The organism is Bacillus sp. FSL W8-1141, assembly GCF_038593205.1.
GTDB classification, from domain to species: domain Bacteria; phylum Bacillota; class Bacilli; order Bacillales; family Bacillaceae; genus Bacillus; species Bacillus altitudinis.
The window spans coordinates 922,842-935,294 of record NZ_CP151973.1 but is presented as its reverse complement, the minus strand read 5'-3'; the positions used below and the strand labels follow the sequence as shown (position 1 = coordinate 935,294).

Annotated in this window: 12 protein-coding genes and 1 tRNA gene; 1 reads left to right on the top strand and 12 read right to left on the bottom strand. The window is 39.5% G+C overall.

Annotated elements, in window-relative coordinates; translation table 11 throughout:
• Positions 1 to 24: 24 nt before the first annotated feature.
• The 6 genes from NSQ52_RS04695 to queG all read right to left on the bottom strand — a co-directional run bounded on the left by NSQ52_RS04695 (position 25) and on the right by queG (position 7,292).
• Positions 25 to 657, bottom strand: coding sequence for an HlyD family efflux transporter periplasmic adaptor subunit (locus NSQ52_RS04695; protein WP_007497037.1), 633 nt, complete (start codon positions 655 to 657; stop codon positions 25 to 27).
• 362 nt (positions 658 to 1,019) lie between these two features.
• Positions 1,020 to 2,183: a sporulation protein YhbH gene (yhbH, locus tag NSQ52_RS04690; RefSeq protein ID WP_056705062.1), complete on the bottom strand. Its 1,164-nt coding sequence runs from the start codon at positions 2,181 to 2,183 to the stop codon at positions 1,020 to 1,022.
• Positions 2,184 to 2,323: 140 nt separating this feature from the next.
• Complete coding sequence (locus NSQ52_RS04685; RefSeq protein WP_017360374.1) at positions 2,324 to 4,219, bottom strand: PrkA family serine protein kinase; 1,896 nt, start codon at positions 4,217 to 4,219, stop codon at positions 2,324 to 2,326.
• Positions 4,220 to 4,662: 443 nt separating this feature from the next.
• Positions 4,663 to 5,136 (bottom strand): tRNA (uridine(34)/cytosine(34)/5-carboxymethylaminomethyluridine(34)-2'-O)-methyltransferase TrmL, encoded by a 474-nt coding sequence (trmL, locus tag NSQ52_RS04680; RefSeq protein ID WP_003211950.1) that lies wholly within the window; start codon positions 5,134 to 5,136, stop codon positions 4,663 to 4,665.
• Between the two features lie 43 nt (positions 5,137 to 5,179).
• The gene (locus tag NSQ52_RS04675; RefSeq protein ID WP_056705061.1) at positions 5,180 to 6,082 is read right to left on the bottom strand and encodes an amidase domain-containing protein; all 903 of its coding nucleotides are present in this window, start codon (positions 6,080 to 6,082) and stop codon (positions 5,180 to 5,182) included.
• Positions 6,083 to 6,143: 61 nt separating this feature from the next.
• The gene (gene queG, locus NSQ52_RS04670) at positions 6,144 to 7,292 is read right to left on the bottom strand and encodes a tRNA epoxyqueuosine(34) reductase QueG (RefSeq protein ID WP_041093435.1); all 1,149 of its coding nucleotides are present in this window, start codon (positions 7,290 to 7,292) and stop codon (positions 6,144 to 6,146) included.
• Positions 7,293 to 7,375: 83 nt separating this feature from the next.
• Between queG and NSQ52_RS04665 the strand changes: the two genes are divergently transcribed.
• Complete coding sequence (locus NSQ52_RS04665; protein ID WP_327872153.1) at positions 7,376 to 7,972, top strand: hypothetical protein; 597 nt, start codon at positions 7,376 to 7,378, stop codon at positions 7,970 to 7,972.
• 96 nt (positions 7,973 to 8,068) lie between these two features.
• On the opposite strand, the gene NSQ52_RS04660 is transcribed toward NSQ52_RS04665, so the two are convergent.
• The 6 genes from NSQ52_RS04660 to NSQ52_RS04635 all read right to left on the bottom strand — a co-directional run bounded on the left by NSQ52_RS04660 (position 8,069) and on the right by NSQ52_RS04635 (position 12,387).
• A tRNA-Gly gene (locus tag NSQ52_RS04660) sits at positions 8,069 to 8,142 on the bottom strand.
• A 127-nt stretch (positions 8,143 to 8,269) separates the two neighbouring features.
• Positions 8,270 to 8,950, bottom strand: a complete 681-nt coding sequence (locus tag NSQ52_RS04655; protein WP_047947127.1) for a hypothetical protein — start codon at positions 8,948 to 8,950, stop codon at positions 8,270 to 8,272.
• A gap of 79 nt (positions 8,951 to 9,029) precedes the next feature.
• A complete protein-coding gene (locus NSQ52_RS04650; RefSeq protein ID WP_008349089.1) occupies positions 9,030 to 9,311 on the bottom strand; it encodes a hypothetical protein in 282 nt (93 codons plus the stop codon).
• Entirely contained in the window at positions 9,308 to 10,213 is a 906-nt protein-coding gene (locus tag NSQ52_RS04645; RefSeq protein ID WP_138278312.1) for a PqqD family protein, read from the bottom strand. The genes NSQ52_RS04650 and NSQ52_RS04645 overlap by 4 nt, the downstream gene beginning before the upstream one ends.
• The gene (locus tag NSQ52_RS04640) at positions 10,197 to 11,663 is read right to left on the bottom strand and encodes a hypothetical protein (protein WP_342473953.1); all 1,467 of its coding nucleotides are present in this window, start codon (positions 11,661 to 11,663) and stop codon (positions 10,197 to 10,199) included. The genes NSQ52_RS04645 and NSQ52_RS04640 overlap by 17 nt, the downstream gene beginning before the upstream one ends.
• Positions 11,641 to 12,387, bottom strand: a complete 747-nt coding sequence (locus NSQ52_RS04635; protein WP_041507552.1) for an ABC transporter ATP-binding protein — start codon at positions 12,385 to 12,387, stop codon at positions 11,641 to 11,643. The genes NSQ52_RS04640 and NSQ52_RS04635 overlap by 23 nt, the downstream gene beginning before the upstream one ends.
• Positions 12,388 to 12,453: the final 66 nt, after the last annotated feature.

Sequence of the window (12,453 nt, the reverse complement as noted above, 5' to 3'; positions counted from 1 at the left end):
TTCATTTTTTGATATCAGTCATCATTAAGAAGAAATTTTGACAGAAGCATTCATACCTGGAAGTACTTTGTCAGATGGATTTTTAATTGAAATTTTCACTGCTACTTTTTGTGTCACTTTCGTGTAGTTACCACTTGAGTTTGTTGCTGGCAGCATATTGAATGTTGAGTTTGTTGCATAACCAATTTGTTCAACTGTTCCTTCAAATGTTGTATCAGGATCGCCGTCTACAACGATGTCCACTTTGTCACCTTTTTCAATGTTCTTAATGTCTGTTTCTTTAATATTCGCTGTAATGTAAAGCTTGCTTAGGTCAATCGTTTCACCAAGAACTGTCCCAGGCTGCACTTGTTGGTTGTTTTGTACTTCTTTTTTGACTAATGTGCCATCAGCCACTGCTTTAATGTTTGTTTTTGCTTCTCCTTCAACTTTTGCAACTGTGCTGTCTTTTTGCACTTCGTCACCTTCATTGATGTCCCAGCCTTTGATTTGTCCAGCTGCTGGCGCTGTAATTTGGTACATGTCACCTGTCACTTTTGCTTCATCTGTTTTTACGAAGTTTGTGCTTTCGTAGTAGTAATAAGCACCTCCGGCAATAATGGCAAGAATCACAATAAGGCCAATAATATTCGTTAGCAATAAACGCCCTCTGTTCATGTTTTGTTTCTCCTTTCATGTATAAAAATATAGTGTCATCTGCTTTAGCAAACTTAGAATGCCCATCATCTGACAGATTATGAAACAAGCTCATAGAGCTGCCTGTTTCCCCTTTTTCTACTCCGCTGAAAATGGTGTGCAGCCCATTTATACTTATTGTTCACTTATGAGCAAAAAGCAGAAAAAGAAGAAAAGACAATCGGCATCTTTTTTGAAAAACTTATATTTAACAAGATTAAATATTAATAAATGAAAATTGAAATGTCAAAGAGAAAGTTTTACTTTTTTTCTGGTGATCCCTTCCTTCTCCACACAAAAAACCTTTCAGCCCTTATGCTGAAAGGTTTTTTTGAATGTTCTCTTTAAGAAAGAACTTCTTCCTGCTGAAAAAATTTTTTTAATGCGAGAAAAACGTCTGATTTTTGCTTCAAAATATAATGCTTAAATTTCTCATCCTGAATATGTTTATATGCTGACATTAACGTAGAATGCCGATTATATTGATTCACTTCACCATAACAAAATAAATTGGCTTTTTTCATAATTTCAGAAACGAGCTTCACGCACCGTGCATTATCTGAGGTCAAATTGTCACCATCAGAAAAATGGAAAGGATAAATATTATATCGTGACGGAGGATATCGTTCGTCTATGAGCTCTAGTGCCTTTCGATAGACAGAAGAACAAATGGTTCCCCCGCTCTCTCCCCGAGAAAAGAAGTGCTCCTCGTCTACGACCTTCGCCTCTGTATGGTGGGCAATGAATTCGATCTCGACTGTCTCATACTTTGTCCGCAAGAAACGTGTCAACCAAAAGAAAAAGCTTCTCGCCATATATTTTTCCCAAAGCCCCATACTTCCGCTCGTATCCATCATCGCTAGGACAACCGCTTTTGATTCTGGTTTGGTGACTTCATTCCACGTCTTATACTTAATATCCTCTGGATAAATGGGATAAAAGGAAGGGCTTCCTGTCATGGCATTTCGTTTAAATGCTGACAGCATTGTTCGTTTTTTATGGATATTACCGGTTAACCCCGTTTTGCGAATATCATTAAACTCAATTTCCTCGACAACGATATCATCAAGTTCCTTTTGTTTAAGATTTGGTAACTCCAGCTCACGAAACAGCGCTTCCTCTAAATCCATTAATGAGACTTCTGCTTCGTAATAATCATCACCGGCTTGATCTCCAGCACCTTGCCCCTTTCCCTGCCCTTGCTTACTGTCAGATCCATCCCGAGCGACCACATCGCCAACCTGGCTGTCTCCATCCCCCTGACCTACATGCTTATTCTTATCATAGTTGTACCGAATTTTATATTCATCTAAAGAACGGATCGGAATTTTGACCACATCTTTGCCATTAGACATGATGATGCTTTCCTCTGTGACAAGATCCGGCAAATTGTTTTTAATCGCCTCTTTGACTTTTTTCTGATGACGCTGCTGGTCATCAAAGCCTTTTCGATGGAGGGACCAGTCTTCCTGAGACACAATAAACTGACTTTTTTCTTGCCGGGACATCCATCCCCCTCCTCACCTTTTTGGACAATTCTTGTACCCATCGATTCCATTATCGTATGCTGCTCGTCAGCGAAATGACGACGATTTCTAAAAAAGACATTACCGGTGCTAGTTTGCGCCAATAATGCCTCCTTCATTTATTAACGATTCAGAAGACTGCCTACATATTTTAAGAGTTCATTTGCACTTGTAGAATTATAGCCATGCTCATCAATCAATCGCGCCACTACTTCATTGACCTTTTTCAACTGTTGCTCATCCGGCGTTTTTGTCGATGTCGTAATTTTCACGACATCTTTCAAATCGGCAAAGAGCTTCTTCTGAATAGCTTCTCGTAATCTCTCATGAGAATTATAATCAAAGCGTTTGCCCTTTCTCGCATAAGCAGAAATCCGAATAAGGATTTCTTCTCTGAATGCCTTCTTGGCGTTTTCAGAAATGCCGATCTGTTCCTCAATTGAACGCATGAGCTTTTCATCAGGATTCATTTCTTCACCTGTTAACGGATCACGCAGTTTGTTTTTATTGCAGTACGCCTCGACATTATCTAAGTAATTATCCATGAGAGTTTTCGCAGACTCCTCATAGGAATACACAAATGCCTTTTGAACTTCCTTCTTCGCCATATCGTCATACTCTTTTCGTGCGACAGAAATAAAATTCAAATAACGTTCCCGATCTTCACTTGAGATCGATGGATGCTGATCGAGTCCTTCTTTTAAGGAACGGAGGACATCCAGTGCATTGATGGATTCCATGTTCTTTCGAATAATAGTGGATGAAATGCGGTTAATGACATATCTCGGGTCAATTCCGCTCATTCCTTCGTCATGAAATTCCTTTTTCATCTCATCAATATCAACAGATTGGAAACCTTCGACACTTTCGCCATCATACAGTCGCATTTTTTTCACCAAATCGATATCAGACCGCTTCGGCTCTTTCAGCCTTGTCAAAATAGAGAACATCGCAGCTACCTTTAGCGTGTGCGGTGCAATATGAACATCTGAGACATCACTTTCTGAAATCATCTTATGATAAATGCGTTCTTCCTCTGTCACCTTTAAATTATAAGGGATCGGCATCACAATAATTCTTGAGTGTAAAGCCTCGTTCTTTTTATTTGAAATAAATGACCGGTACTCCGTTTCATTCGTATGTGCAACAATCAATTCATCCGCACTTATCAACGCAAAACGCCCCGCCTTAAAATTTCCCTCCTGCGTTAATGAAAGAAGATGCCATAGAAATTTCTCATCACACTTTAACATCTCCTGAAATTCCATCATTCCACGGTTCGCTTTATTGAGCTCTCCATCAAACCGGTACGCACGCGGGTCTGACTCTGAACCAAATTCAGCAATCGTTGAAAAATCAATACTTCCTGTTAAGTCAGCAATGTCCTGAGATTTCGGATCCGACGGACTGAAAGTACCAATGCCGGTCCGTTTGTCCTCTGAGAAAAAGATTCGTTCCACTCTCACATCCTCAATGCGGCCGCCATATTCCTCTTCCAGCCTCATCAAGTTCAAAGGTGATAAATTCCCCTGCACACGTATGCCATATTCTCTATAGAAATCCTCCCGCAGATTTTGCGGAATGAGATGAAGCGGATCTTCATGCATTGGGCAGCCTTTAATCGCATAGACTGCGCCATGATCTGTTAGTGAATACTCTTCAAGCCCTCTTTTCAGCCTTGTGACAAGCGTCGATTTCCCGCCGCTGACTGGGCCCATTAATAATAAAATACGCTTTCTGACATCTAAACGTTTAGCCGCAGGGTGAAAATACTCTTCCACTAGCCTTTCCAATGATTCCTCTAAACCAAAAAGCTCCTGATCAAAAAATTTGTAGGTTCTGACCCCATTCTCCTCTTCAATCCCGCTGTCCTTAATCATATGATAAACGCGAGAATGAGCAGATTGAGCGACAAGTGGATTTTCTTTAATAATATCTAAATATTCGCTGAAGGTGCCTTCCCATTTCAGTCGCTGCTCTTCTTCTCTGTGCTGTTCAATTTTCTTTAAAATATCCATATGAACCTCCTCTTTCAAGATTGAAGCTAGAAATCAGATACTGTTTTACAATCTATGCGGAGGCGTCCTATTACATGCTTTCGTTCTTCAAAATGACGAATTGGCAAACTGAATTGACAACCATCCGCAAGACCCTTCATAATAAAGGAAAAACAGGAGAAAAATGATCTTCATCTCCTGCTTTTCAAGGCGAACTTCACAACATATGAAACCGGCAACGAAGGAACAAAGGGATAAGGGGGAGCTTATATGAGAACGGTCATTATGATGGGCGTCATCATTACGTTTTTAGTATCCATTTTCACAGCTGGCTACGAAGGCAAGCCTGGTAAATGAAAAAAAGGATGTTCCATCAGCGGAACATCCTTTTTCATTTCGTTCATATTTTCAGCACTTACATATTCACTGAAAGCGAGATGGGATCTCGGCTTTTTATCATGTTCTTATATCAAATCTCGGTATTGCTGCTGGCGAAGCGCCTCATACACAAGAATCGCTGCCGTATTCGATAGATTCAGTGAACGAACATGCTCTGTCATTGGTAAACGTAGACAGCGATCCATATTCCGTTCAATCAAATCTTTTGGCAATCCACTCGTTTCTCTGCCAAATACGAAGAAGTAGTCTTCATCTAGCTGCGAGTAATCGAACGTTGTATGCGGCTTTTGCCCAAACTTTGTGATATAGAAAAATTGCCCCTTCGGATGAGCCTCAAACAATTCATCTAATGAATCATGATAGACGACATTGGCATATTTCCAATAATCGAGTCCTGCACGCTTCAGCATTTTATCATCTGTCGAAAAACCAAGCGGACGAATCAGATGAAGTGTTGTATTTGTTGCTGCACATGTTCGCGCAATATTTCCAGTATTAGCTGGAATTTCTGGTTGATATAAAACGACATGAAGTCCCAAAAAAGTTCACCTCTAATTTTCTTTTCCGCTCAACATTATACCATTAACTATCCTTCGGAGCATCGTCCAAAATGTGAAAAAACGTATAACGAATACTAGGTGTATAAGCCGTTGAATCTTCATACGACCAGTAACGCATACGACTGTCATACGTTTGTGCATTCACAAGAGGCATTCCGCCTTTATCATGATCAACGACAATGGTTGTATGATTATACCTACCGTCACCCTCAAAATCGTAGCAAATAACATCACCTATTTGAAGCTCCTGCGGCTCCTTGAGCTTCTTCGCTCTCAACCCCGCTTTGGAATTCGTTAAATAATTTTTCATCGAATGTGCCACCGTCCAGCTGTAGCTCCATGTATGTGGACGAACCCACCAGCCAGATCCACGGTTCGGATATCCTCTCGTTGGTGCATTCCCTGCTTTTAGACATTGTGAAATAAAATTCGTACAGTTATCTTCAAAATTTTTATAGGCTGGATTCCGTTTATTCCAATACGTCTCAGCATATTGAACAGCTGCACGCCGGTCATAGTGAAAAGCTCTTCCAAATTGGTCTTCATTTTGGAAGCGCTCATCCACCTGACCTTCCTTTTGTCGTTCTTCTAACATCATCCGATCTTTCACAAGCATGTCGTTATAAAGAAACGCTTCTCTTTTCTCAACCTGTTCCTCTAAATAAAAAGAATCGTCTATATCCTTACAGACATAAGTGAGGTGCGCGAGATATTGTACTTGCTGAGCTCCATCATCTTGAATAGCTGAATCGAGAAGTTTTGCTTTTGCTTTCGCCTTGACAATCTCAACTTGTCTTCTTGCAAACAGCTCTTTCTTTCGCTCCACAGCGTCCACATCAGACATCAGCTGGGGTTGTTTGATCGTACTGCCATTTAATAAATATGCCAGTCTGTCTTCTAACGTTTGTTCTAATAATTGTTTCACACAGACACCACCAAACTTTTTTTAACATCTCTGTTTGGTTCATTCTATGTTCAATGGGAGGTTATTTAGTATTTAAAGGTGTTTGTAACAATTCAATCCCTTTGATGATCTCTTGTTTTGCTTCTTCATCACTTTCCCGCTCAAGGGCTTTTTCCAGTTCTGAAAGCTGCTGACCATCGCCAATTTTACCGATTGCCCAAGCAGCCGTGCCTCGAATGACCGGTCTTGGATCTTTATGCATCAGGTCAACCAAATCTGGCAAAGCAGATGCATCTTTAAAGTGAGCAAGTGCCAAAATGGCATTCCGCTGAATAGGCTTTTTCCCTCGCCATGATCCAGAAACATGACCATACTTCTCTTTAAACTCACGATTGCTGATTGTCAGCAGTGGCTTTAAGAGCGGCTTTGCAATTTCAGGGTCCGGCTCCATTTCAGGATGTAGATGAAAGTCTTTCCCTTTATTAATTGGGCAGACCGTTTGGCACGTATCACATCCATACAACCGATTCCCTATTTTCGAGCGAAATTCGTCAGGTAAAAACCCTTTTGTCTGTGTTAAAAACGAAATACACCTTTGAGAATTGAGCTGGCCTGGATTCACAAGAGCACCCGTTGGGCATGAATCCACACATTTATTACAAGTTCCGCACTGGTCTTCTATTTTCTCATCCGGTTCAAATGGAACATTTGTAATCATCTCAGCCAAATAGACATAAGATCCGAACTCTGGTGTGATAATCATACAGTTCTTTGCACTAAAGCCAATGCCAGCACGTTCGGCTACAGCACGGTCAGACAATTCACCTGTGTCCACCATTGATTTTGTCCGAATATCTTCGTGTTTACTGCGCAAAAATTCTTCAAGCATGTCGAGCTTTTTTTTCAGCACAACATGATAATCAGTTCCCCATGAAGCCCTGCAAAAAATCCCTCTTCTTGCATCCTTTGTACTTCGGGGAGCATCTTTCATTTTGGAAGGGTATGCGAGCGCAATGGCGACAATTGATTTTGCTTTTGGAAGCAGCAAAGCAGGATTTGTTCGTTTTTCGATATCAGGCTCTTCAAAACCGGACAAATACCCTAACGATTCATGTAAGATGAGGCGGTCCTTTAATGAATCAAATGTATCAGCACTTGCAAATCGAATTTTATCGACACCAATTTCATTCGCATATTGAATTAACTCTTCTTTTAATTGTCCAACATGAATCACCTTGCAAACCTCCTTTCTTTGTTTCTTCAGTTGTTTTCAGTATAATACGAGTGTATCATGACCGATTGGAGTGAGTCACTGTGAAGATACAAATGAAAATCTCCCAACCTCAAAGCCCGTCTATCCATGTTGGACAGATTGAATATTCACATATTGAGATAGGAAAATCCCCTCAAATGTTAAAAGGCCGACTGCGACTGTTTCAAGAATCTTTGTTTTTTGAATATGAAGATCAAACTTTGGAAGAAGTACCAGCGATCAAAGAATGGACGAATCTTCTAGAAGGTGTCCCCTTTCTTCCGCTTCTTGCTGATATTCAAAAAGAACAATTTATTGACTCGACCAATTCCGTACAGGATTTGTCGATATTTTTTTCATTAAAATATTTCTTGCCTATCCTTACATTAGATGCCGATCAATTGAAAGGGCCTCTTTCATTATCCAAAAATGAAACTGGTCATATTGAATGGCAGGATGGCGCAGAGCTTAAAGGGTTATTTTCTCAAGCAAGTAAAGCTCAAATTTCTCAAGACACAAAAAGCATTCTTCAAATCATTCTCTTCCCACCATCTATTTCCCGGGAAAAGAGTGAGGCACTTATACAATCCTTGACGAAGATGTTTATACAAATACATGGTGGAGAAAGTAAATATGAACTCATTGAAAAAGCACTGTAGGTCACAGTGCTTTTTACATTATACTGACATAATAAAAAACGCAACACTTCGTTTATCTATGAAACGAAATACTGCGTTATAAACAAAATTATGTATTGGAGCGGGTGATGAGAATCGAACTCACGACATCAGCTTGGAAGGCTGAGGTTTTACCACTAAACTACACCCGCATCAATCTTTTAAAGACAACATCATTGCGTTGACTTTTATTATGTTACAACTTTCTTAACAATTCGTCAAGAGAATATGAAGATTTTTCGTCAAAAAATTTCATATTCTCCATATATATTACGATAGTTATTTGTCTAGCTGCAAATACACCAAATAAGCCTGCTTCACATCTTTTAATTCCTCTTTCAGATTCTTTTCAGAACCTGTTAAACCAGAAAACTCATGGTTCAATCCAGTTGTGATGGTAGTAGAAATTAATTTTTTCTCTCCAGGAGACATGTGAAAAAGATCTGAAGCTGATATCGTTGTGTTTCCTCCCACGTCCTGTTTGAAATCCATGCTAGTCGAGAGTTTCGTTAGTTCGCTTTGCTCTTTATCTTTCCATAAGCTATACGTTACTTTTAACAGATCATCTTTTTCATCTTCTAGTTGGTAGATAAAATTCACACTGTTATCGACGCCATTTTGATGAAGCTCAATGGTGATTTTTTTTGTATCGTCTTTTAATAATTGTCCATCTTTGTAATGCATACCGATCAAGGATACACTTTTATTACTGCCTTTTAGTCCTTTCACTGTCATCGCTTCAAACGGCTTATCTGATAATGCTTCCAAAAGACTTTTTTCATTTTTTGTTAGTTTCATAGGTTCGACAGTTACTTCATCGTGAGTTGCTGTTTCCTTATTTTTCTCTGTTGCAGGTTTTTCTGAGACCGTTTTCTCTGTCGTTGTTGTTTCTGCAGCCTTCTCGCCGCATCCTGCTAATAGAAAAACAGTAAATAAAAGAATGCTCCATTTCTTAATCATTGATATCCCCTTTAGTATTTTTATTCTTTATTATACTAAAATTTGGTTGATTATACAAAAAAAGATTAGGAGTATTCTCCTAATCTTTCGCTTTTTTCTGTTTCATGGCTGATAGGAATGCCACAATGAGAAAACTGACAGCAAAAATGACAACCATATAAATAAAAAAGTTTGGTTTGATTTGGAACGTAAATGCAGACGAACCTTCCATCTCAAAAGCAAGACTGTTAAATAATAATTCATTATTTGTTTTTGATTGAAATAAGTGATAGAACAGAACACCAATGGTCAGCATCGGAAAGCCTAAGAAACCTAGGAAACTACCAACAATTGCACCTTGTTTCATTGCCTGAACGTTCATGATCGTTGTCCTCCCATTCCACCAAGCAATAACTGCTTCATAATAGACTTACCATCCCCCATAAACGGAAGAAGGTAGAGTAATTGAATAAAATACGTGATTGAAAAAATGAAAAACCCTGTCGAAATTGGATTTTCTTTTAGAAATAAAACAGTCACAATGATTCCGGCTGCGCCAATGAGCCCCGGCAAAAGCGGACCAAGCAGTGTAATCCACACCTGTTTTTTCTGAAACGGATCTAAAACAGGCCTCACAAATTTCACAGACATCATATCGCTCGCAAAAAAGCCTTGAGGACCATCCCGGCCGGCGAACTTCCGATGTGCATACCCATGTGCCGCCTCATGCAAGGCAGTTCCAGTAATTAATCCAAAATAAATAATCGTAAAATAAATCGCAATGGCTGCAATCGATGGATCAGGCATAAATAAAAAGGCGATTCCCGCCATGATCATAAAGAGCACCCAGAAAAAGATGATTTTGCGCGTCACCATCAGCAGAGCCGTACCCAATATGTGAAGAAATGAATGACCCGTGCAGTCAAATCGCTCTTTCATCTTTACTTGATACTGCTTAAAAAATTGACAGAAGGCTGTGACAGTCCGATATGGCGATTGATAATGAATCGACAGCAAGTGATGCTGATTCAGCCCCATCATCAATTGATAAAAATCGCGGGCAATCACAGACTCATCGACCTGAAACAAATCGGCGAGTTCTGCCGTAATACTCGCCTCTGTCCTTTGACCATCCACTTTCGTTAACATATGATATGCACTTTCGTTAATTGGAAGTGAGCTTCCGTACTGCGTATCAGTCAAATGCCTTTTTTGTAAAGTCACATATGGCCCAAGTGCCGGCACCCGCTCAATCTTTAGCTTATTGTTAAGAAGTTGAATCATGTGAATACCTCCATGAAAAACCTTTATATATGGCAAAGATGAGCAGACATTCAAATCCTGCCACAAGCAGCCACTGAAGCATTTGACTCGATTCCCCCATCACATAATTTCCAATAAATACAATCGGAATCATGATTAAAATAAGCGCTCCAAACGAGAAAATACCTGTGTAAGGATTATTTCGATCAAGGGGTAATAAAATACCTACCACATAAAAGAGAGCCGTTGCATTACACAAGACAGCAGCGCCAATCAACACGATCCATATCTGATCCGGGAGCGTCAGTGTTGTGATCATAAATAAAACAATTTGGATCACACCAACGAGCAAAAGTCCGAGAAACTTATAAAGAGCCACTTCCCACGGCCTTAGACCAAACGTTTTATACATCCCAAGCATACGTTTGTCATTGCCAAATGAATTAAAAGCTGTTAACCCAGCTAGCGCACATAAGACAAAAAAAGCTTCTCCTTCAAAGCGGAAGGCAAACTGATAACGGACAAATAAAATGACAATAAGGAGGATGAGAAAGTTTAAAATATTTTCTTCATTTCTCACTTGTGACTTTATTTCCTTTACAATGAGTGACCACTTTTTCGAAGATGAAAATGGTAGTTTGTGCAGAAAGGTTAACGCTTTTTTCTCAGCCATAATTGGCATTAAAGCAAGAGAAATAAATGCGCCTCCCGCAGATAATAAGATGAAGAGGATCAAAATCGCATAATTCACCCCGTCAGGAGACATCCCTTGTGCCGCTAAGAAAAACGGCGCTGTAAAATACATCAAATGATAATCAAACTGTACATATGATTGCTGTATTTGATTGATGTCGAAATGTGTCATTCCATACGCTACAACTAGCGCTAATAAAACAAATATCGCTGCAAATTTTTGCAACGGTAATTTTAATTTTAGTACGAGTAAATAAGTCACGTTGTAAATGAGCTGAAGCAGCGTTAAGACAAAGAGCGATTGCAGCAGCACCATCAAAAAGAATGTAAGAATAAAGAAAATACCGATCCCTTGTGCAATAAAATTAGGTAAAAGCAAGATCCCGATGAAAAATAAAACAAGCCCTGTCACGACTGTCACCATCGGAATGAAGTAACCAAGACTTTTTTGAAAGGTAGACAGCGGAAACCAGCTGAGCTGCATAGAAAAACGATCTTGTTCAGGTGTTCTGACTTTGATCAGCACAAATAACAAGCTTGTAAAAATGGATGCATTGATTGCCATCGACACAACCAACAACCCAAGTGAACGTTCATCTCCATTTAAGAAAGCCTTCATAAAGACACCCGTAAAACTGTATCCGATGATGGCTCCCATTGTGACTGCAAACAAAAAGAATAAGACCACAATGATTCGCTTCGTTTGAGTATCAAAGAGCTTATACATCTCCTGCTGCCACATTTTAAGCATCATTTTAGAAATGATTAATGATTTCATCAAAATGTGCACCCCTATCACTTAACATTGAAGCTTTCAGAAACACCTGTTCCAATGTGCTTGATTGATACTTTTCTTTTAAGGCTGAAACCGTCCCTTCATCCATTTTATTTCCTTTAGAAATAATGGCGATCTTGTGGCACAGCTCTTCCGCTGAAAGCATATCATGCGTTGAAAGCAAGATTGCACCATGGTGCTCGGCATAACGTTTCATCAGTTTCTTTGTGTTTATAACCGCTTCAATATCAAGTCCTCTAAAGGGCTCATCCATGATCACTAATTGACTCTCAAGCATAAAGGCAGCAATCAGCTGTGTCTTTTTTTTCATTCCATGGGAATAGGTTTCAATCGGTCTTGATAAAGCTGTTTCCATATCAAACAATTCAATTAGTTGATTTCTTCTTTGAATTGTTTTACATTCATACATAGAAGAAACAAAATCTAAATATTCAGCACCAGTCAATGCTTCAGGGAGCAGCAGATCATCTGGAACATAGGCGACTTGTTTTTTAAAGGATGGATCATCATTTGTGACATCCTTGATATGAATGGTTCCTTCTGTATGCTTAATGATGCCGAGTACACAGTTAATCATCGTTGTTTTACCGGATCCATTTGGTCCAGCCACAGCAACGATTTGATGAGGGGCAATTTTCAAATGAAAATCATTGACAGCAGTCACGTTATTTTTATACGTCTTGGTTAAATTCTCGATCGTAAACATATAACCTCCAAGTGTCTGCATATTCTTTAAAAACAGATCAGGCTAAACCGCCCGCCACAGACGGTT